The following is a 23,827-nucleotide window of genomic DNA, read 5'->3' on the forward strand; positions in this document are numbered from 1 at the left end:
ACCGGTCTGCGTCTGTCGGCGACGGCGATCTTCGACCATCCCACGCTGTCCGCGCTCGCCGACCACCTGCTCACCGAACTCTTCGGAGCTGAAGCCGAGACGCTCGCCCCCGTCCGGCTCCTGCCGACGACGGAGGACGATCCGATCGTGATCGTCGGCATGGCCTGCCGCTTCCCGGGCGACGTCACCTCGCCCGAGGACCTGTGGCGCCTGGTCAGCGAAGGCACGGACGCCGTCTCCGACTTCCCGGCCAACCGCGGCTGGGACGTGGACGGCCTCTACCACCCGGACCCCGAGCACTCCGGCACCTCGTACACCCGCTCCGGCGGATTCCTGCACGACGCGGGCGACTTCGACCCCGACTTCTTCGGGATGAGCCCCCGCGAGGCGCTGGCGACGGACTCCCAACAGCGTCTGCTCCTCGAGACCTCGTGGGAGGCCATCGAGCGGGCCGGCATCGACCCACACAGCCTCCGCGACAGCCGCACCGGCGTCTTCGCCGGCGTCATGTACCACGACTACGGCAGCCTGCTGGGCGGCAAGGAGTTCGAGGGCTTCCAGGGCCAGGGCAGCGCGGGCAGCGTCGCTTCCGGCCGCGTCTCGTACACCTTCGGCTTCGAGGGTCCGGCCGTCACCGTCGACACCGCCTGCTCGTCCTCCCTGGTCGCCCTGCACTGGGCCGCCCAGGCACTGCGGTCGGGCGAGTGCTCGCTCGCCCTGGCCGGCGGCGTGACCGTCATGTCGAGGCCCAGCACCTTCATCGAGTTCTCGCGCCAGCGGGGTCTCGCTCCCGACGGCCGCTCCAAGGCGTTCGCCGAGTCGGCGGACGGCGTCGGCTGGTCCGAGGGCGTCGGCATGCTCCTGCTGGAGCGGCAGTCGGACGCGATCCGCAACGGTCACCAGATCCTCGCGGTTGTGCGTGGTTCGGCCGTCAACCAGGATGGCGCCTCCAATGGGCTCACCGCTCCCAACGGCCCGTCCCAGCAGCGCGTCATCCGCCAGGCCCTCGCCAGCGGCGGACTCTCGACCGGTGACGTGGACGCGGTCGAGGCGCACGGCACGGGTACGACCCTGGGTGACCCGATCGAGGCCCAGGCGCTCATCGCCACCTACGGCCGGAACCGCACCGACGAGCAGCCCCTGTGGCTCGGCTCGCTGAAGTCGAACATCGGTCACACCCAGGCCGCGGCCGGTGTCGCCGGTGTCATCAAGATGGTCATGGCCATGCGCCACGGTGTGCTGCCGCGCACGCTGCACGTGGACACCCCGTCGTCCCACGTCGACTGGACCGAGGGCGCGGTCGAACTGCTCACCGAGCAGACCGAGTGGCCCGAGACGGACCGGGTGCGCCGCGCCGGTGTCTCCTCCTTCGGCATCAGCGGCACCAACGCCCACGTCATCCTGGAGCAGCCGGTCGCCGTCGCGGAGCTGGAGGCGGCTGGAGCGGACGATGCCGAAGCCGTCGTCGTCCCGCTGGTCCTCTCCGGCAAGTCCCCCGAGGCACTGCGCGACCAGGCCGCCCGCCTGCTCGACACCGTCCGCGAGCGCACGGCGCTGCGCCCCCTCGACCTCGGCCACTCGCTGGCGACCAGCCGTTCCGCGTTCGACCACCGCGCCGTCGTCCTGGCCACCGGCCGGGAGGACGCCCTCCGCGCCCTGACCGCCCTCGCCGACGGCGAGGCGGACTCCAGCGCTTTCATCGGCCGCACCCGGACGGGCCGTCGTGCCGCGTTGTTCTCGGGTCAGGGTTCGCAGCGACTCGGGATGGGTCGTGAGCTGTATGGCCGGTTCCCGGTGTTCGCGGACGCCTTGGATGCCGTGCTGGCCGTTCTGGACGGCGAGTTGGGTGGTTCGCTGCGGGAGGTGATGTGGGGTGACGATGCCGGTCTGCTGAACGAGACCGGGTGGACTCAGCCTGCGTTGTTCGCCGTTGAGGTCGCTCTCTACCGGTTGGTGGAGTCGTGGGGTGTGAGGCCGGACTTCGTGGCCGGTCACTCCATCGGTGAGATCGCGGCCGCTCATGTGGCCGGGGTGTTCTCGTTGGAGGACGCGGCCCGTCTGGTGGCGGCTCGTGGCCGTCTGATGCAGGCGCTGCCGGCGGGCGGCGCGATGGTGGCCGTGCAGGCCACGGAGGACGAGGTCATCCCGTACCTCACCGACGTGGTGTCGGTCGCCGCCGTCAACGGGCCTACCTCGGTGGTCGTTTCGGGTGAGGAAGGAGCCGTGCTGGAGGTTGCGGCACGGTTCGAGGCGGAGGGCCGCAAGGCGACGGCGCTGCGGGTGTCGCACGCGTTCCACTCCCCGCTGATGGATCCGATGTTGGACGAGTTCCGGGCGGTGGTCGATGGGTTGTCCTACGCCGCCCCGGAGATCCCGGTGGTGTCGAACCTGACGGGTTCCCTGGCCACGGCTGAGGAGTTGTGCTCGCCCGAGTACTGGGTACGCCACGTCCGCGAGGCGGTCCGCTTCTCCAACGGCGTCACCACGCTCGAGGAACAGGGTGTGACCACGTTCCTGGAGCTGGGTCCTGACGGAGTTCTCTCCGCGATGGCCCAGGAGTCGCTGACCGGCGACGACGCCCTCACCATCCCGGTCCTGCGCAAGGACCGTGACGAAGAGACCGCTGCCCTGACCGCCCTCGCCGCCCTGCACACGGCGGGCCTGCGGCTCGACTGGAACGCCTTCTTCGCCGGCACCGGCGCCACCCGCGTCGACCTGCCGACCTACGCCTTCCAGCACGCCACCTACTGGCCCAGCGCCACGCACTCCGCCGCCACGGTCGTCGGCCTCACCGCCGCCGGACACCCGCTGCTCAACGGTTCGGTGGAGCTGGCCGAGGGCGAAGGCGTGCTCTTCACCGGTCGTCTCTCCCTCCAGTCGCACCCCTGGCTCGCCGACCACGCCGTCATGGGCACCATCCTGCTGCCGGGCACCGCTTTCCTGGATCTCGCGATCCGTGCGGGTGACGAGGTCGGCTGCGACCGGGTCGAGGAACTCACCCTCGCTGCCCCGTTGACCCTGCCGCAGGACGGCGCCGTGCTGCTCCAGGCCCGTGTGGGTGGCGCCGACGATGGTGGACGACGCACAGTCACCGTGCACTCGCGCCCCGAGGGCGCCACGGACGGTGCCTGGACGTTGCACGCCACCGGCACGTTGGTGACCGGCGGCAGTGCCGTCGAGGCCGACTTCGACGTCAGTGCGTGGCCGCCTGTCGGTGCGGAGGCCCTTGACACCGACGGCTCCTACGAGCGCTTCGTTGCTCGCGGCTTCGCCTATGGTCCGCTCTTCCAGGGGCTCACCGCCGCTTGGAGCACGGGTGAGACGCTGTATGCCGAGGTCGCGCTGCCCGAGGAGGGCATCGATGACGCGGCCGGTTTCGCCGTGCACCCGGCGCTGCTCGACGCGGCCCTGCATCCGGCGCTGCTCACCGACGACGACGGTGGTCTGCCGTTCTCCTGGGAGGGCGTCAGCCTGCACGCCTCCGGCGCCACCGCGCTGCGCGTCCGGCTCGCTCCGGCGAGTGCGAACGCGGTATCCGTGACCGCTGTCGACCCGGCCGGCCGGCCCGTGGTCTCCATCGCCCGGCTGCTCGCCCGCCCGGTCGACGCGGACCAGCCGGCCGGTGACGCCGGACAGCTGCGGGACGCGCTCTTCCGGCTGGAGTGGACCCCGGTCCCGCTGCCGGAAGGCACCGGTTCCGCAGGGGTTGCCCTGCTGGGCCCGGACACGGAGGCGCTCGCCGATGCCGTGGGCGAGGGTGCTGTGCGGTATGCGACGCTTGCCGATCTGCTCGCGGCCGCTGCGCCGGTTCCCGGTGCTGTGTTGGTTCCGTTGACGCCTCGTTCCGACGGCGATGACACGCCGGGTGCCGTGCACACCCGGACCGCCGCCGCCCTCACCCTTCTTCAGGAGTGGCTGGCGGAGGACCGACTGACTGGTTCTCGTCTCGTCCTCGTCACCCGCGGTGCCGTCGCCACGGACGACGCCCCGGCGACCGACCTTGCCGCCGCTGCCCTGCTGGGCCTCGTCCGTTCCGCGCAGACCGAGAACCCCGGCGCCTTCGGATTCGTCGACATTGACGGGGCCTCCGACTCCGTCCTCGCGCACGCCCTGGCCCTGGACGAGCCGCAGCTCGCGCTGCGCGCTGGTCGCGCTCTTGCCGCCCGTCTGGCCCGTGCCACCGCCGATTCCGCCGTCCAGGTCGCCTGGTCGTCGGAGGGGACGGTGCTGGTGACGGGCGGTACCGGTGGCCTCGGCGGCCTGGTGGCCCGTCATCTCGTCGCGGAGCGTGGGGTGCGGCGTCTGCTGCTGACCAGCCGCTCCGGCCCGGACGCTGCGGGCGCCCGTGAGCTGGTGGCGGAGCTGGAGGGCCTGGGCGCCGAGGTCTCGGTGGTGGCGTGTGATGTCGCCGACCGGGACGAGGTGGCCGCGCTGGTCGCGGAGATCCCGGCGGAGCACCCGCTCACCGCGGTCGTCCACACGGCCGGTGTCCTCGACGACGGCGTTCTGAACTCGCTCACCGGCGAACGGCTCGTCAACGTGTTGCGGCCCAAGGTGGACGGCGCCTGGAACCTCCATGAGGCGACGCGGCACCTGGATCTGGACGCGTTCGTGGTGTTCTCGTCCGTCGCCGGTGTCTTCGGCGGCGCGGGTCAGGCCAACTACGCGGCGGGCAACGCCTTCCTCGACGCCCTCGCCGCCCACCGACAGGCCCTCGGTCTTCCCGCCACCTCCCTCGCCTGGGGCCCCTGGCAGCAGGGCGCGGGCATGACGGCCGGGCTCGACGAGCGCGACATCCGCCGGGCCGCCGAGTCCGGGATGCCGCTGATCACGGTCGAGCAGGGTCTCGCCCTCTTCGACGCCGCCCTCACCTCCGGCGAGGCCGCTCTCGTCACCGGCCGCCTCGACCTTGCCGCCTTCCGGGGCCGGCCGGAGATCCCGGCCCTGCTGCGCGGACTGATCCGCACCCCCGTGCGCCGCACCGCCGCGACCGGGGCCGCCGAGGGCGCGGACGCCGGACTGGTCCAGAGGCTCGCCCGTCTCGACCGGGAGCAGCGCCACGAGGTCCTGCTCGACCTGGTCCGCGCGAGCGCTGCCCTGATCCTCGGCCACGCCGCCGGATCCGACATCGACGCCGACCGTGCCTTCCGTGACCTCGGCTTCGACTCGCTCACCGCGGTCGAACTCCGCAACCGGCTGCGGACCGCGACCGGTCTGCGTCTGTCGGCGACGGCGATCTTCGACCATCCCACGCTGTCCGCGCTCGCCGACCACCTGCTCACCGAACTCTTCGGAGCTGAAGCCGAGACGCTCGCCCCCGTCCGGCTCCTGCCGACGACGCAGGACGATCCGATCGTGATCGTGGGTATGGCCTGCCGCTTCCCGGGCGGGGTGGCCTCGCCCGAGGATCTGTGGCGCCTGGTCAGCGAGGGCACGGACGCCGTCTCCGACTTCCCGGCCAACCGCGGCTGGGATGTCGACTCCCTGTACGACCCGGACCCGGACCACACCGGCACGTCGTACACCCGCTCCGGCGGATTCCTGCTCGACGCCGCGGACTTCGACGCCGACTTCTTCGGCATGAGCCCGCGCGAGGCGCTGGCCACCGACTCCCAGCAGCGCCTGTTGCTCGAGACCTCGTGGGAGGCCATCGAGCGGGCCGGTATCGACCCGCAGAGCCTGCGCGGCAGCACGACCGGTGTGTTCGCCGGTGTCATGTATCACGACTACGGCGGCCTGCTGGGCGGCGAGGAATTCGAGGGCTTCCAGGGCAGCAGCGCGGGCAGCGTGGCCTCCGGCCGGGTCTCGTACACCTTCGGCTTCGAGGGGCCGGCGGTCACGGTCGACACGGCCTGCTCGTCCTCCCTGGTGGCGATGCACCTCGCGGCGCAGGCACTGCGGTCGGGTGAGTGCTCGCTCGCCCTGGCCGGCGGCGTGACCGTGATGTCGACGCCCACCGCGTTCGTCGAGTTCTCCCGCCAGCGGGGTCTGTCGCCCGACGGCCGGTGCAAGGCGTTCTCGGACTCGGCGGACGGTGTCGGCTGGGCGGAGGGTGTCGGCATGCTCCTGCTGGAGCGGCAGTCCGACGCGATCCGCAACGGCCACCGGATCCTCGCCGTGGTCCGTGGTTCCGCCGTCAACCAGGACGGCGCCTCCAACGGTCTGACGGCCCCCAACGGCCCCTCCCAGCAGCGCGTCATCCGGCAGGCGCTCGCCGGCGGCGGACTCTCGACCGGCGACGTGGACGTCGTCGAGGCGCATGGCACCGGTACGACGCTGGGTGACCCGATCGAGGCCCAGGCCCTGATCGCCACCTACGGTCAGGACCGCCCGGAGGACCGTCCCCTGCTGCTCGGCTCCGTGAAGTCCAACCTGGGCCACACGCAGGCCGCGGCCGGTGCCGCGGGTGTCATCAAGATGGTCATGGCGATGCGCCACGGCGTGCTGCCCCGCACCCTCAACATCACTGAGCCGTCCCCGCACGTCGACTGGAACGCCGGTGCCGTCGAGCTGCTCACCGAGCAGACCGAGTGGCCCGAGACGGACCGGGTGCGCCGCGCCGGTGTCTCCTCCTTCGGCATCAGCGGCACCAACGCCCACGTGATCCTGGAGCAGCCCGCGAAGGTGATCCAGGGCACTGCGGTCGCCGCTTCGGTGCCGGGGGCTGATGCGGTGGAGCCCGAGGTGGTCCCGTGGGTGCTCTCCGGCAAGTCGCCGGAGGCACTGCGCGACCAGGCCGCCCGCCTGCTCACGCACATCCAGCTGACGCCCGAACTGCGCCCCGCCGATGTGGCGTTCTCCCTCGCCACCCAGCGTTCCCTGTTCACCCACCGCGGCGTGGTGCTGGCCACCGAGCACGAGGAGACGGTGCATGCCCTGGCCGCCCTCGCGTCCGGCGAGGCCCACCCCTCCGTCGTCACCGGTAACCAGACATCGGGCCGTCGTGCCGCTTTGTTCTCGGGTCAGGGTTCGCAGCGGTTGGGGATGGGGCGTGAGCTGTACGGCCGGTTCCCGGTGTTCGCGGAAGCCCTGGATGTCGTTCTCGCCGTTCTGGACGGTGAGTTGGGTGGTTCGCTGCGGGAGGTGATGTGGGGTGAGGACGCCGGTCTGCTGAACGAGACCGGGTGGACCCAGCCCGCGTTGTTCGCTGTCGAGGTCGCTCTCTACCGGTTGGTGGAGTCGTGGGGTGTGACGCCGGACTTCGTGGCCGGTCACTCCATCGGTGAGATCGCGGCCGCACACGTCGCCGGGGTGTTCTCGCTGGAGGACGCCGCCCGCCTGGTGGCCGCTCGTGGCCGTCTGATGCAGGCGCTGCCGGCCGGTGGTGCGATGGTGGCCGTCCAGGCCACCGAGGACGAGGTAACTCCGCATCTCAGCGATGAGGTGTCGATCGCCGCGCTCAACGGGCCCACGTCCGTGGTCGTCTCGGGCGTCGAAGACGCCGTGCTGGAACTGGCCGCGCGATGCGAGGCGGAGGGCCGCAAGACCACCCGACTCAAGGTGAGCCATGCCTTCCACTCACCGCTGATGGACCCGATGTTGGACGAGTTCCGGGCGGTGGCGGAGGGGCTGTCGTACGCCGCCCCGGAGATCCCGGTGGTGTCGAACCTGACGGGTTCCCCGGCCACGGCTGGGGAGTTGTGCTCGCCCGAGTACTGGGTGCGTCACGTCCGTGAGGCAGTTCGTTTCGCGGACGGGGTGGCCACGCTCGTGGAGCAGGGGGTGGCCACGTTCCTGGAGTTGGGTCCGGACGGAGTTCTCTCCGCGATGGCCCAGGAGTCGCTGACCGACGAGGCCATTACCATCCCCGTCCTGCGCAAGAACATGGCCGAGGAGCGCGCGGCCCTGGCCGCCCTCGGCCGGCTGCACACCACCGGTACCCGCGTCGACTGGGCCGGGCTCCTGGCCCCCATCGGCGCCCGCCCCCTCGAACTGCCGACCTACGCCTTCCAGCACCGGCCCTTCTGGCCCGCCGGTAAGCGCGGTGCCACGGACGTCAACTCCATCGGCATCAGCGAGGCAGCCCACCCGCTGCTCCACGCGGTCGTCGAACTCGCCGAGGACGAAGGCATGGTCTTCACCGGGCGCCTGTCGATGCACTCGCACCCGTGGCTGGCCGACCACGCCGTCCACGGCACCGTCCTGCTCCCGGGCACGGCCCTGCTGGAACTGGCCCTCCGCGCGGGCGACGAGGTCGGTTGCGACCACGTCGAGGAACTGACCCTGGCCGCCCCGCTGGTCCTCTCCGAGCAGGGCGCGGTCCGCACCCGGGTACGGGTGGGCGCCGCGGACGCCGCCGGACGCCGGACCGTCACGGTCCACTCGCGCCCGGAGCAGTCCACCGACGCCCCCTGGACCCAGCACGCCACCGGCGTCCTCGCCGCCGGGCTCCCGACGGCCGCCGCGCCGTTCGACGCCACGGTGTGGCCGCCGGCGGACGCCGAGCCCGTTGACCTGACCGGCTTCTACGAGGCACGCGAGGCCGAGGGCTTCGCCTACGGTCCCGCCTTCCAGGGCCTGCGGACCGCCTGGCGCCGCGGCGACGAGGTGTTCGCGGAGATCGCTCTGCCGGACGGCACACAGAAGGAAGCCGAGCGCTTCGGCCTCCACCCGGCCCTGCTCGACGCCGGTCTGCATGCCGCCTGGCTCGCCGCCCCGGCCGGTGACGGCACCACCGGCAGCGTCCCGTTCTCCTGGAACGGCGTCTCGCTGCTCGCCTCCGGCGCCTCGTCCGTCCGTGTCCGGCTCGGCCGCGACACCGACGGCACGCTGACCCTGGCCGTCGCCGACACCACCGGCGTCCCCGTGGCCGCCGTCCGGGCGCTCACCATGCGCGCCGTGTCCGCGGAGGCGCTCAGCTCCGCCGCGGCACTCGTCCGCGACTCCCTGTTCCGCCTCGACTGGACCCCGGTCACGGGGACGGCGGTCACCCCGGCCGAGCCCGCGGAGCCGACGGCGGAGATCGTCGGTGCGGACCCCTTCGGGCTCGTCGAGAGCCTGAGGGCGGCCGGCACCGAGATCGGCCGGCGCGCCTCCCTGACGGACGACGGCGAGCTGCCCGACCTGGTGCTGCTGCCCGTCTCCGTCCAGGAGCACGAGGACGCGGCCGACACCCCGGCCGTCACCCATGCCCTCACCCGGCAGGTGCTGGAGCTGGTGCGGACCCGGCTGGAGGACGAACGTCACGCCGCCACCAGGTTCGTCTTCGTGACCCGGGGCGCGACCACCGGCCATGACCTGGCGGCCGCCGCGGTCTGGGGCCTGGTGCGCTCCGCGCAGTCCGAGAACCCGGGCTGCTTCGGCCTGATCGACCTCGACCCCGAGACCACCCGTCCGCTCCCGCTCCCGCTCGCCGCTCTCCTGGGCGACGAACCCCAACTCCGCCTCCAGGACGACGAACTCCGTGCCGCCCGTCTGGTCCGCCGTCCCGCTTCCACCGCCGAGGCCGTTCCCACCTTCGGTGGGGAGGGTGCGGTGTTGGTGACGGGTGGTACCGGTGGTCTGGGTGCGGTGCTGGCGCGTCATCTGGTGGCCGAGTACGGGGTGCGTGAGCTGGTTCTGGTCAGTCGTCGTGGTGGTGCGGCGGCGGGTGCGGCCGAGCTGGTCGCGGAGCTGGCGGAGTCGGGTGCGCGGGCGACGGTGGTGGCGTGTGATGTGACGGACCGTGCGGCGGTGGCCGAGTTGGTGGCCGCGCATCCGGTGTCGGCGGTGGTGCACTCCGCCGGTGTCCTGGACGACGGCATGGTCGCCTCCCTCACCCCGGAACGACTCTCCGGCGTGCTGCGCCCGAAGGTGGACGCGGCCTGGAACCTGCACGAGGCCACCCGCGACCTGGACCTGGACGCCTTCGTGGTGTTCTCGTCCGTCGCCGGCGTCTTCGGCAACGCCGGCCAGGCCAACTACGCGGCCGGCAATGCGTTCCTGGATGCGCTGATGGAGCACCGACGTGCGGTCGGCCTGCCGGGTCTGTCGCTGGCCTGGGGCCTCTGGGAGCAGACCGGGACCGGCGGGATGACCGGCACGCTCTCCGACGCGGAGCTCGAGCGGCTCGCGGCCTCCGGAGTGCCCCCGCTCACCGTCGAGCAGGGTCTGGCCCTCTTCGACGCCGCCCTGTCCACCGATGACGCCACGCTCGTGCCCGTCCGGCTCGACCTGCCCGCCCTGCGCGGTCAGGGCGAGGTGCCGCCACTGCTCCGTTCGCTGATCCGGGGCCGCTCGCGCCGTACGGCGGTCGCGGGCTCGGCGACGGCGACCGGTCTGCGTGACCGGCTGGCCGTCCTGGACGCGGTCGAACGCCGGGAAGTGCTCCTGGACCTCGTCCGCGGCCAGGTCGCCCTGGTCCTCGGTCACGCCGACGCCACGGCCGTCCACCCCGCGCGCGCCTTCCGGGACCTCGGCTTCGACTCGCTCACCTCGGTCGAACTGCGCAACCGCCTGAACACGGTCACCGGACTGCGTCTGCCCGCCACGATGGTCTTCGACTACCCGACCGTCGAGGTCCTGGTCGACTTCATCCTGGACGAACTCCTCGGCACCGACGCCGAAGTGCAGCTTGTGCAGCGCGGCACGGCGGCCGTGGCCGACGACCCGATCGTGATCGTGGGCATGTCCTGCCGCTTCCCGGGCGGGGTCGCCTCACCCGAGGACCTGTGGCGCCTGGTCACCGAGGGCACGGACGCCGTCTCCGGCTTCCCGGTCAACCGTGGCTGGGACGTGGAGAACCTCTACCACCCGGACCCCGACAACGTCGGTACGTCCTACACGCGTTCCGGTGGCTTCCTGCACGAGGCGGGGGAGTTCGACCCCGGCTTCTTCGGCATGAGCCCGCGTGAGGCTCTGGCGACGGACTCGCAGCAGCGCCTGCTCCTGGAAGCATCGTGGGAGGCGATCGAGCGGGCCGGTATCGATCCGGTCGGTCTGCGGGGCAGTGCGACCGGTGTGTTCGCCGGTGTGATGTACAGCGACTACAGCGCGATGCTGGCGAGCCCGGAGTTCGAGGGCTTCCAGGGCAGCGGCAGCTCCCCGAGCGTGGCCTCCGGCCGGGTGTCGTACACCTTCGGCTTCGAGGGTCCGGCGGTCACGGTGGACACCGCGTGCTCGTCGTCGCTGGTGGCGATGCACTGGGCGATGCAGGCGCTGCGCTCGGGCGAGATCTCGCTCGCCCTGGCCGGCGGTGTGACCGTGATGTCCACGCCCGCCGTGTTCGTGGACTTCGCGCGTCAGCGGGGTCTGTCGCCCGACGGCCGCTGCAAGGCGTTCTCGGACTCGGCGGACGGTGTCGGCTGGTCCGAGGGTGTCGGCATGCTCGTCCTGGAGCGGCAGTCCGACGCGATCCGCAACGGCCACCAGATCCTCGCGGTCGTCCGTGGTTCGGCCGTCAACCAGGACGGCGCCTCCAACGGCCTCACCGCTCCGAACGGCCCGTCCCAGCAGCGCGTCATCCGCCAGGCCCTCGCCAGCGGCGGACTCTCCACCCAGGAAATCGACGCGGTCGAGGCGCACGGCACGGGTACGACGCTGGGTGACCCGATCGAGGCGCAGGCGCTCCTTGCGACCTACGGCCGGGACCGTGACCCGGAGCAGCCCCTGCTCCTGGGTTCAGTGAAGTCGAACATTGGCCACACGCAAGCCGCGGCCGGTGTCGCCGGTGTCATCAAGATGGTCATGGCGATGCGCCACGGCGTGCTCCCGCACACCCTGCACGTCGACGCCCCGTCCTCGCACGTCGACTGGACCGAGGGCGCGGTGGAGCTGCTCACCGAGCAGACCGAGTGGCCGCGGACGGAGCATGTGCGCCGTGCGGGTGTGTCGTCCTTCGGCATCAGCGGTACGAACGCCCACGTCATCCTGGAGCAGCCGGCGAAGGTGATCCAGGGCACCGTGGCCAGTGCCTCGGCCCCCGAGGCTGACGTGCTGGAGCCCGCGGTGGTGCCGTGGGTGCTGTCCGGCAAGACGCCGGAGGCGCTGCGCAGCCAGGCGGCGAAGCTGCTCGCCTCGGTCGAGGCAGACCTCGACCGTCCGCTGGTGGACGTCGGTTCCTCCCTCGTCACCGCCAGGTCGCTGTTCGAGCACCGCGCGGTCGTCCTCGCCACCGACGCGGACACCGCGGCCCGCGCCCTGGCGGCCCTCGCGGTGGGCGAGCCCGACCCCGCGGCCGTATCCGGCCCGGCCCGCACCGGTCGCTCGGCGGCGCTGTTCACCGGTCAGGGATCGCAGCGGCTCGGGATGGGGCGTGAGCTGTATGCCCGGTTCCCGGTGTTCGCGGAGACCCTGGATGCCGTTGCCGCTGTCCTTGACGGTGAGTTGCGTGGTTCGCTGCGTGAGGTGATGTGGGGTGACGATGCCGGTCTGCTGAACGAGACCGGGTGGACCCAGCCCGCGCTCTTCGCTGTCGAGGTCGCTCTCTACCGTCTGGTGGAGTCCTTCGGTGTGACGCCGGACTTCGTGGCCGGTCACTCCATCGGTGAGATCGCGGCCGCTCATGTGGCCGGGGTGTTCTCGCTGGAGGACGCGGCCCGTCTGGTGGCGGCTCGTGGCCGTCTGATGCAGGCGCTCCCGGCCGGTGGTGCGATGGTGGCTGTCCAGGCCACCGAGGACGAGATCGCCCCTTACCTCGGCGACGAGGTGTCGGTGGCCGCCGTCAACGGACCCACGTCGGTGGTCGTCTCGGGCGTCGAAGGCGCCGTGCTGGAGGTCGCGGCGCGGTTCGAGGCGGAGGGCCGCAAGGCCACGATGCTGCGGGTGTCGCATGCGTTCCACTCGCCGCTGATGGACCCGATGCTGGACGAGTTCCGGGCGGTCGCCGCGACGCTGTCGTACGTCGCCCCGGAGATCCCGGTGGTGTCGAACCTGACGGGTTCCCTGGCCACGGCTGAGGAGTTGTGCTCGCCCGAGTACTGGGTACGCCACGTCCGCGAGGCGGTCCGCTTCGCCGACGGCGTCACCACGCTCGAGGAGCAGGGTGTGACCACGTTCCTGGAGCTGGGTCCTGACGGAGTCCTCTCCGCGATGGCCCAGGAGTCGCTGACCGGCGACGACGCCCTCACCATCCCGGTCCTGCGCAAGAACACGGCAGAAGAGGCCACCGCGGTCGCCGCGCTCGCCCGGCTGCACGTCGGCGGACTGCGGATCGACTGGTCCGCGCTGTTCGCCGGTACCGGCGCACACCGCGTGGAACTGCCGACGTACGCCTTCCAGCACCAGTGGTTCTGGCCCGCGGCCCCGCTCGGCGGCGGCGACGTCCGCGCCGCCGGTCTCGGCTCCGCCGAGCACCCGCTGCTCGGTGCCGCCGTCGAACTCGCCGCAGGGGAGGGCGTGTTGTTCACCGGCCGCCTGGCGCTGCACTCCCACTCCTGGCTGGCCGACCACGCCGTCGACGGCACCGTCCTGCTGCCGGGCACGGCCCTCCTTGAGATGGTGATCCGCGCCGGCGACGAGGTCGGCAGCGACCGGGTCGAGGAACTGACCCTCACCGCGCCGCTGGTCCTGCCCGAACGGGGCGCTGTCCAGGTCCAGGTCGCCGTCGAGGCGCCCGACGCCGCCGGCCGCCGCGTCGTGGGTGTGTACGCACGCCCCGAAGGCACCGGCGACACCGCGTGGTCGCAGCATGCCGCCGGTGTGCTGGCCCCCGCCGGCAGCCGGCCGGCCCCCGCCGCCTTCGACACCGCCGTATGGCCGCCCGAGGGCGCCGAGGCCGTCAATGCCGACGGGTGCTACGAGGAGTTCGCCGTGGCAGGCTTCGGCTACGGCCCCCTCTTCCAGGGGTTGCGAGCGGCCTGGCGTCGCGGCGACGAATGGTTCGCCGAGGTGGCTCTGCCCGAGGGCACCGAGAACACGGCCGCCGGCTTCGGTCTGCACCCGGCCCTGTTCGACTCAGCGCTGCACGCCTTGCTGCTGGCCCCGGCCGCCGACGGCGGCACGGCCGGACTGCCGTTCTCCTGGACGGACGTCTCGCTGCTCGCCTCCGGCGCCACGGTGCTCCGCGTCCGGCTGACGCCGACCGGCGACCGGACGCTGTCCCTCAGCGCCGTGGACCCGTCCGGCACGCCGGTCGTCTCGGTGGGCTCCCTGGTCACCCGGAGCACCACCGGAGTCGGCACCTCGGGCACCGAGGCGCTGCTGCGCGACGCGCTCTTCGGCGTCGAATGGACCCCGGTCCAGGCATCCGAGGTGGCCCCCGCGACCGTCGCGCTGCTGGGCACCGACGGCGACCCGCTCGGGCTCGCCGCCGTACTCACCGGAGCCGGCACGACCGTGCGGACCTACCCGGACGTCGCCGCTCTGGTGGCCGGGACGGTCGCCGCAGACCGGCCCGCACCGGACGTGATCGTCCTCGGCGTCGCCTCGCACGACGGCGAACCGGCCTCCGAGGCGGCACACCGGCTCACCGCCGACGCTCTGGACACCGTCCAGAGCCGGCTGTCCGACGACCGGCTCGTCGACGCCCGCCTCGTCTTCGTGACGCGTGGCGCGGTCGACGCCAAGGACGTCGGCGCCGCGGCCGTCCACGGTCTGGTCCGTTCGGCCCAGACCGAGAACCCCGGCGCTCTCGGCCTCGTCGACCTGGACGGGACCCCCGAGTCCGCCGCCGCCCTCGCCGCGGCGCTCGGCTCCGCCGAACCGCAACTCGCGCTGCGCGAAGGACAACCGCACGCCGCCCGGCTCGCCCGGCTGTCCCGCCCCGCCGACACCGCCGCGCCCACCGCGTGGCAGTCCGACGGCACGGTCCTGGTCACCGGCGGCACCGGCGGCCTGGGCGCCCAGTTCGCCCGGCACCTCGTCGACGCCTACGGGGTCCGCAACCTGCTGCTGGTCAGCAGGCGCGGCGGTGACGCCCCCGGTACCACCGAACTCGCCGCCGAACTCATCGCGCACGGTGCCGAGGTGACGGTCCAGGCCTGCGACGTCGCCGACCCGGAGGCCGTGGCCGCCCTGGTCGCCGGGATCCCCGCGGAGCACCCGCTCACCGCGGTCGTGCACACGGCGGGCGTCCTCGACGACGGTGTCGTCGGCTCCCTCACCGGGGAGCGGCTCGCCCGAGTGCTGCGCCCGAAGGCGGACGCGGCCTGGAACCTGCACGAGGCCACCCGCGACCTGGACCTGGACGCGTTCGTGGTGTTCTCGTCCGTCGCCGGTGTCTTCGGCAACGCCGGTCAGGCCAACTACGCGGCCGGCAACGCCTTCCTGGACGCGCTCATGGAGCACCGCCGCGCGGCCGGCCTGCCGGGTCTGTCGCTGGCCTGGGGCCCCTGGAACCAGACGGGCGGCATGACGGAAACCCTCTCGGACGCCGACGCCGAACGGCTGGCTCGGGCCGGGATGCCGCCCCTCGATGCCGAGCAGGGCTTCGCCCTCTTCGACGCGGCGCTCGCGGCCGGCACCGGCACCGGCACCGGCACCGGCACCGGCACCGGTACCGGTACTGAGGACGCCACAGGAACCGCCCTGGTCGTCCCGGTCCGGCTCGACCTGGCAGCGCTCGCCGCACGCGGCGAAGTACCCGCGGTACTCCGCGGTCTCGTCCGGACCCGCACCCGCCGCACGGTCGCGGGCGGAACCGTCACCGCCGACGGGCTCGTGGCACGCCTGACCGCGCTCACGGCCGTAGAACGCCAGGAGGCGCTCCTCGACCTGGTCCGCACCCAGGCGGCACTGGTCCTCGGACACGCCGAAGCCGCGTCGGTGGACGCCGCGGCCCAGTTCCGTGACGTCGGCTTCGACTCGCTCACCGCGGTCGAACTGCGCAACCGGCTGAGCGCGGCCACCGGACTGCGCCTGACCGCGACGCTGGTCTTCGACTACCCGAACGCGGCCACGCTCGCGCACCATCTGCACGACGAACTCTTCGGCACCGATCCCGAATCGGCACTCGCACTCCCGGTGAAGCAGCTGCCCGCCACGACCGACGACCCGATCGTCATCGTGGGTATGGCCTGCCGCTACCCGGGCGGGGTCGCCTCGCCGGAGGACCTGTGGCGACTGCTGCTCCAAGGCACGGACGCCATCACGGAGTTCCCCGTCAACCGCGGCTGGGACATCGAGTCGGTCTACGACCCGGACCCCGAGCACCTCGGCACGTCGTACACCCGCTCCGGCGGATTCCTGGAGAACGCGGGGGAGTTCGACGCCGACTTCTTCGGGATGAGCCCGCGTGAGGCGCTGGCGACGGACTCGCAGCAGCGCCTGCTGCTTGAGGCGTCGTGGGAGGCGATCGAGCGGGCCGGTATCGACCCGGTCGGTCTGCGGGGCAGTGCGACCGGTGTGTTCGCCGGTGTGATGTACAGCGACTACGGCTCCATCCTCGGCGGCAAGGAGTTCGAGGGCCTCCAGGGCCAGGGCAGCGCGGGCAGCGTGGCCTCCGGCCGCGTCTCGTACACCTTCGGCTTCGAGGGGCCGGCGGTCACGGTCGACACGGCCTGCTCGTCCTCCCTGGTGGCGATGCACCTCGCGGCGCAGGCACTGCGGTCGGGCGAGTGCTCGCTCGCCCTGGCCGGCGGCGTGACGGTCATCTCCACCCCGGGCACCTTCGTCGAGTTCTCCCGCCAGCGGGGTCTGTCGCCCGACGGCCGGTGCAAGGCGTTCTCGGACTCGGCGGACGGTGTCGGCTGGTCCGAGGGCGTGGGCATGCTGGTCCTGGAGCGGCAGTCCGACGCGATCCGCAACGGCCACGACATCCTCGCCGTGCTGCGCGGCTCCGCCGTCAACCAGGACGGCGCCTCCAACGGCCTCACCGCCCCCAACGGCCCGTCCCAGCAGCGGGTGATCCGCCAGGCGCTGGCCAGTGGCGGACTGTCGACGGGTGATGTGGATGTCGTCGAGGCGCACGGTACGGGTACGACGTTGGGTGACCCGATCGAGGCGCAGGCGTTGCTGGCGACCTACGGCCGTGACCGTGATCCGGAGCAGCCGCTGCTGCTGGGTTCGGTGAAGTCGAACATCGGTCACACGCAGGCCGCGGCCGGTGTTGCCGGCGTGATCAAGATGGTCATGGCGATGCGGCACGGTGTGCTCCCGCAGACCCTGCACGTGGACGCCCCGTCCTCGCACGTCGACTGGACCGAAGGGGCGGTGGAGCTGCTCACCGAGCAGACCGAGTGGCCGCGGACGGAGCATGTGCGCCGTGCGGGTGTGTCGTCCTTCGGCATCAGTGGTACGAACGCCCACGTCATCCTGGAGCAGCCTACGAAGGTGATCCACGGGACGGTGGTCGGTGCCTCGGCGCCGGAGGCGGACGCGGTGGTGCCGTGGGTTCTGTCCGGCAAGACACCGGAGGCGTTGCGCGGCCAGGCCGCCCGCCTGCTCACCGCGGTCACCGAAGGGCCGGCACCGCGTCCGGTCGACGTGGCCCACTCCCTGCTCGTCACCCGCTCGCTGTTCGCCCACCGCGCGGTGGTGCTGGCCGGTGAGCAGGAGGAGACGGTCCGCGCCCTCACCGCCCTGGCGGCGGGCGCGACCGACCCGGCGGCGGTGTCGGGCACGATGGCCTCCGGTCGCTCGGCGGCGTTGTTCTCGGGTCAGGGTTCGCAGCGGCTCGGGATGGGGCGTGAGCTGTATGGCCGGTTCCCGGTGTTCGCGGATGCCCTGGATGCCGTACTGGCTGTTCTGGACGGTGAGTTGGGTGGTTCGCTGCGGGAGGTGATGTGGGGTGAGGACGCCGGTCTGCTGAACGAGACCGGGTGGACTCAGCCCGCCCTCTTCGCGGTCGAGGTGGCTCTCTATCGTCTGGTGGAGTCGTGGGGTGTGAGGCCGGACTTTGTGGCCGGTCACTCGATCGGTGAGATCGCTGCCGCGCATGTTGCCGGGGTGTTCTCGCTGGAGGACGCCGCCCGCCTCGTGGCCGCTCGTGGCCGTCTGATGCAGGCGTTGCCTGCTGGAGGCGCGATGGTGGCAGTCCAGGCCACGGAGGACGAGGTCGTCCCGTATCTGTCCGATGAGGTGTCGATCGCCGCGCTCAACGGACCCACGTCCGTGGTGGTGTCGGGCGTGGAAGGTGCCGTACTGGAGCTGGCCGCACGGTTCGAGGCGGAGGGTCGTAAGACCACCCGGCTCCGTGTGTCGCACGCCTTCCACTCGCCCCTGATGGACCCGATGCTCAAGGAATTCCGGACGGTGGCCGAGGGACTCTCCTACGCCGCCCCGGTGATCCCGGTGGTGTCGAACCTGACGGGTTCCCTGGCCACGGCCGAGGAGCTGTGCTCGCCCGAGTACTGGGTGCGCCATGTCCGTGAGGCGGTCCGTTTCACCAACGGCGTCACCACGCTCGAGGCGCAAGGTGTGACGACGTTCCTGGAGCTGGGCCCGGACGGAGTCCTCTCCGCCATGGCCCAGGAGTCGCTGACCGGCGACGACACCGTCACCATCCCGGTCCTGCGCAAGGACCGAGACGAGGAGACGACCGCGCTGCTGGCCCGCGCCGGTCTGTACACGCGGGGGATCGGGGGCGGCTGGCAGGACCTGCTGGCCAGTACCGGTGCCCGCCGGGTGAACCTGCCGACGTACGCCTTCCAGCACCAGTGGTTCTGGCCGACCGGCCGGGCCGCCGCCACCGGTGATGTCCGCGCCGCCGGTCTCGGCTCCGCCGAGCACCCGTTGCTCGGTGCCTCCGTCGAGCTTGCCGCAGGTGAAGGCGTGTTGTTCACCGGCCGTCTGTCGCTCACCTCGCACCCGTGGCTGGCCGACCATGTCGTGATGGGCGCCGTCCTGCTGCCGGGCACGGCCCTGCTGGAGATGGCGGTCCGCGCGGGTGACGAGGTCGGCTGCGGCCGAGTCGAGGAACTGACCCTCGCCGCGCCGCTGGTGCTGCCCGAGCGGGGCGCGCTCCAGGTGCAGGTCGCCGTCGCTGCCCCGGACGACTCCGGCCGGCGTGTGGTCGGGGTGTACTCGCGCCTCGAAGGCGCCGACGAGTCGGCGTGGGCACAGCACGCGGCCGGTGTCCTGACACCCGGCGCCACCGCACCGGATCAGGGCTTCGACACCGAGGTCTGGCCGCCGCGGGACGCCGAGTCGCTCGACACCGAGGACTGCTACCAGGCGTTCACCGAGGCCGGATTCGCGTACGGACCGCTCTTCCAGGGCCTGCGCGCGGTGTGGCGTAGCGGCGGGGAACTCTTCGCCGAAGTGGCGCTGCCCGAGGAAGGCACTGGTGAGGTGGCCGAGTTCGGTCTGCACCCGGCGCTCCTCGACTCCGCGCTGCACGCCACGATGCTGGCCGCCACCGGCGGTGAGGAGGGCGACGGGGGAGGTGCCCTGCCGTTTTCGTGGGAGGGTGTCGCGCTGCACGCCTCCGGCGCCTCGGCGCTGCGGGTGCGGCTGGCCCCCGCGGGCGACAACGCGCTCTCGGTGCATGCGGTGGACCCGGCCGGTGCGCCGGTGGTCACCGTCGAGCGGCTGCTCACCCGCACCGTCACCGGTGACCAACTGAAGTCCGCGGCCGAGGACCAGAACACGCTGTTCGGCGTCGACTGGCTGCCGGTGGCCGACACCGGGACCGCTCAGCCCGCGTCGGTCGCGGTTCTCGGGGACGACCCCTTCGGTCTCACCGACGCGCTCACCGGTACCGGCCTCACGGCCGTCACAGCGGCCGACCTCACCGCGCTCACGGCCTCGTCCGAGGCCGCCGTACCGGACACGGTGCTCGTCCCGGTCGCCGGACCCCCGGCCGCCGCGGGGGACCTGCCCGGCGCGGTCCGGGAGGTCACCGCTCGGGTGCTCGCGCTGCTGCAGCAGTGGTCCGGCGAGGAGGCGCTCGCGGCCTCGCGGCTGGTGTTCGTCACCCGCGGCGCGGTCGCCGTGGACGGCGGCGTGGACGGCGGCGTGGACGGCGGCCGAATCGCGGACCTCGCGGCCTCCGCGGTCTGGGGCCTGGTGCGCTCCGCGCAGTCGGAGAACCCCGGCTGCTTCGGCCTGCTCGACCTCGATCCGGCCACGGCGGACCCGTCCGCCCGGCTCGTCGAGGCCCTGACGGCCGGTGCCGAGGAACCGCAACTCGCGCTGCGCGGCACCGAGATCGTGGCCGCCCGCCTCGCCCGGCTGGACACCGGTACCGGCACCGCACAGCCGGAGCCCGCCTCCGGCGCCACGGCGGACGGCACGTCCGGCACGTTCCGGACCACGGGGACCGTCCTGGTCACCGGCGGCACCGGCGGTCTCGGCCGGCTCCTCGCCCGGCACCTGGTGGCCACGCACGGCGTGCGGAGCCTGATCCTCGCCAGCCGCAGGGGGCTTGAGGCGGACGGCGCGGGCAAGCTCGTAGCCGAACTGGAGGAGATGGGCGCCGAGGTCACCGTGCGGGCGTGCGACGTCGCCGACCGGGAGGCCGTGGCCGCGCTGGTCGCGGCGGCGCCGCAGGACCGTCCGCTGTCGGCGGTCATCCACACGGCAGGTGTCCTCGACGACGGTGTGGTCGGCTCGCTCACGCCGGAGCGCCTCGCCACGGTGCTGCGGCCCAAGGCAGACGCGGTGTGGCACCTGCACGAGGCGACCCTCGGCCTGGACCTGGACGCGTTCGTCGTCTACTCGTCCGTGGCCGGCGTGTTCGGCGCCGCGGGGCAGGCCAACTACGCGGCGGCCAACACGTTCCTGGACGCGCTGATGGCGCGGCGCCGCGCCGACGGGCTGCCCGGCGTGTCCCTCGCGTGGGGCCCGTGGGAGCAGGACAGCGGTATGACGGGCACCCTCTCGGGCGCCGAGGCCGACCGCCTGGCGCGTTCCGGGATGCCGCCGCTGACGGTCGAGCAGGGGCACGCCCTGTTCGACGCGGTGGTCGCCGGCGACCGGGCGCTGGCAGTGCCGGTCCGGCTCGACCTCGCCGTACTTCGGGTCCGCGGGGAGGTGCCCGCGCTGCTGCGCGGCCTGATCCGGGTGCCCGCGCGGCGGGCCGCGGCCCAGGGCGCGGTGCCGTCCGCGGACACGCTCACCCGGCAGCTCGCCGGGCTGGGCGCGCAGGAGCAGGAGGAGGTGCTGCTCACTTTGGTGCGTGGACAGGCGGCGGCGGTGCTCGGGCACCGGGACGGCACGGCGGTCGGCCGGGAGCGCCAGTTCCAGGAACTGGGCTTCGACTCGCTGACCGCGGTCGAGTTCCGCAACCGGCTCAACGCGGCCACCGGTCTGCGGCTGCCGGCCACGCTGCTGTTCGACTACCCGACGCCGGCCGACGTCGTCCGGTACGTGCGCGGACAGCTCGTGACCGACGACCCGGCGGGCGCCGGGTCGGTGCTCTCGGCGCTCGACGCGCTGGAGAAGGCGATCGCCGGACTCAGCCTCGACGACGCGGAGGAGCACCGTCGGGTGACCGGACGGATCGAGGTCCTCAGGACCAAGTGGGCCGAGCTGAGCCGTACGGACGCGTCCGGCGACGACACCTCGAAGGAGGACCTGGACGAGGCGTCCGACGAGGACATGTTCGCGCTCCTCGACGACGAACTCGGCCTCAACTGATCCACCCCGCAGGCCGCTTCGGCGGCCCGCGGGCCAGCCCCCGTACACGCCGAAACCCGCCGCACACCGCGCCGCCGGCATCAGGCCGGCGCTCACGAAAGGTCAAGGAAAGCGTGACGACCCGTACGTCCACCGAGGAGAGCCTGTGGGCCCGGAGCTTCCACCCGGCCCCCTCCCGCTCCACCCAGCTCCACTGCTTCCCGCACGCGGGCGGCTCGGCGTCCTTCTACTTCCCCGTATCCGCCCAACTGTCCTCCGTGGCAAAGGTGTTCGCGGTGCAGTACCCGGGGCGGCAGGACCGGCGCAAGGAGGTGTCGCCCCGGGACATCGCCACCCTCGCCGACCAGGTCTACGACGCCCTCGGCCCCGCCCTCAAAGCACGGCCGACCACGTTCTTCGGGCACAGCATGGGCGCCACCCTGGCCTTCGAGGTGGCCCGCCGCCTCGAGGCCGACGGCGGTGAACTCGTCCGGCTGTTCGCGTCCGGGCGACGCGCGCCGTCGACCGTCCGCGACGAGAAGGTGCACCGCCTCTCCGACGAGGGCATCGTGCGGGAGCTGAAGCTCCTCGCCGGCACCGACACCGCGCTGCTCGGCGACGAGGAGATCCTGCGCATGATCCTCCCGGCCATCCGCAGCGACTACGAGGCGATCGAGACCTACCGGTGCGCCCCCGACGTCACCGTCCGCTCCCCGATCACCGTCCTCACCGGCGACTGCGACCCCAAGACGACCATGGCCGAGGCCGAGGCGTGGCGCGGCCACACGACCGGCGACTTCGACCTCCAGGTCTACCCCGGCGGCCACTTCTACCTGACGGCGCAGGCCCCCGCGGTCACCGCCTCACTCAGGAACCACCTGACCGGGCAGGGGCAGGGCTAGCGTCTGCCGTTCCGCCCGACGCCCGACGCCGGGCCACGGGCGGCGGGCGGAACGGGCGGCCTTCGGAGGGTGGGGGCGATCCGCGTCCGCTGAGCGAGCTTCGCAAACCGGCCTGCGTCAGGTCGTGTTCACCGGGGGAGCCTCCAGCGCGCTCTCGACGGCTGCCACAACCGTGCGTGCCTGGTGTTCCACCTGATGGCGCACGGGCACCCAGCGCAGACGCAGGGCCTGCTCGAAGTCGGTGCACCACGCCGTGAAGAGTTCGTCCAGCTCGCGGTGCAGCAGGGGGGCGGCGTCGTCGTCCGCCGCCTTCAGCAGCCGCAGCAGGAGACCCGCGGCGCGCAGTGGTTGTCGGCGGGCCACGATGTCGAGGGCGCAGACCTGCGCGGTCGTCAACCGCCGCGGATCGTCGGTGTGTGTCGCGTCGGCCGCCTGCCGGGCGAGCGGTTCCCAGGAGTCGGCGACCAGGTCGTAGAGACCGTCGGCCATCCACTCCAGCACGCGTCCGACCGGGTCGTCCTGGGCCGGTGGCAGGAACGCGCGCGCCTTGTCGAGGACGGCGGTCACCTGCCGTCCGCCGTCCCGCACCAGTCGGGCCAGGTCGCGCAGTGCGGGGCCGGCTTCCGGGTGCGGGGACAGGTCGTCGGCCATGTCGGTCGCCCACATGGGCACTTCGACGATCGCTGTGACGCCGCCGTACCGCGAAGGTGCGCACCAGGTGGACAACCCGATGTTCTCGGACCCGGCTGCGAGGCGGTCGGTGCTGTCCGGTGGAGGCAGGACGTGGATCCCGGGGCTGGGGTTCTCCCAGTAGAGGGCGTCGAACGTCCCGTGCTGGACCGGAATGCCGAGCTCTGCGGCGGACGTCCGGAAAGACTCGGCGAGTTTGGGTAGGTCCCGGGTCAACTGGACCCAGCTGCCGCCGGCTTCGACGTTATGCAGGGAGCACTGGAGGAACGGCCGGAGTTCGTCGATCACCTGGAACAGCGCCTGGCTCTCCGGGAGCCGCCGCGATTCGATCGGCGCCCATTCCGGCTGTTCCGCCGCGACCGGGCGGTAGACGGTGCGGTAATAGCTCACCAGGGTGTGGTCGGCCCGAGCCGTCGCCTCCTCGATTCCCTGGCTCAGTGCGGCGCCGTCCGGATCGAGGCACAGGATGATGTCCCAGGTGACGATGGATGGGTCGGTCGCCGCGGACAGCCCCTCGCCGCACGCCACTTGCTCCGCCAGGACGAGCGCGGTCGCGCCGCCGACCGGCTCGTCGGGGTGCGGCCGGGCGACCACCAGGACGTGGCGTGGCCCGTGTCCCACGGACAGCATCAGGATCGGACGGCCCGCGCGGGACGTCCCGATCCGGCGCAGACGGCAGGTTCCGGGAAACCGGGAGACCAACTGCCGGGCCGAATCGGTGACTTCTCCGACCGTGGGATATCGGTCGAACATCCGCGTCCGATCAGGCGCCGCCGTTGCCACCGCTGTCGCTGGTGGTCTCCTTCTTGTCCAGCGGCCGG

3 protein-coding genes are annotated in these 23,827 nt (G+C 72.6%); 2 read left to right on the forward strand and 1 reads right to left on the reverse strand.

Going from position 1 to position 23,827, the window contains the following annotated elements:
* Together ACTYVM_RS33475 and ACTYVM_RS33480 are read left to right on the forward strand one after the other, a co-directional pair.
* On the forward strand, positions 1–21,435 hold a 21,435-nt coding region (locus tag ACTYVM_RS33475; protein ID WP_445529578.1), incomplete at its 5' end, for an SDR family NAD(P)-dependent oxidoreductase.
* Between the two features lie 113 nt (positions 21,436–21,548).
* Complete coding sequence (locus ACTYVM_RS33480) at positions 21,549–22,316, forward strand: thioesterase II family protein (protein WP_445529579.1); 768 nt, start codon at positions 21,549–21,551, stop codon at positions 22,314–22,316.
* Between the two features lie 117 nt (positions 22,317–22,433).
* Here ACTYVM_RS33480 and ACTYVM_RS33485 read toward each other — a convergent pair whose 3' ends face one another.
* The gene (locus ACTYVM_RS33485) at positions 22,434–23,759 is read right to left on the reverse strand and encodes a M14 family zinc carboxypeptidase (RefSeq protein WP_445529580.1); all 1,326 of its coding nucleotides are present in this window, start codon (positions 23,757–23,759) and stop codon (positions 22,434–22,436) included.
* Positions 23,760–23,827: the final 68 nt, after the last annotated feature.

It is taken from the genome of Streptomyces cyslabdanicus (genome assembly GCF_052663305.1).

What these genes read in the sequence shown, in the direction of transcription:
- ACTYVM_RS33485 (WP_445529580.1), bottom strand. Translation starts at nt 23,759, where the DNA reads ATGTTCGACCGATATCCCACGGTCGGAGAAGTCACCGATTCGGCCCGG.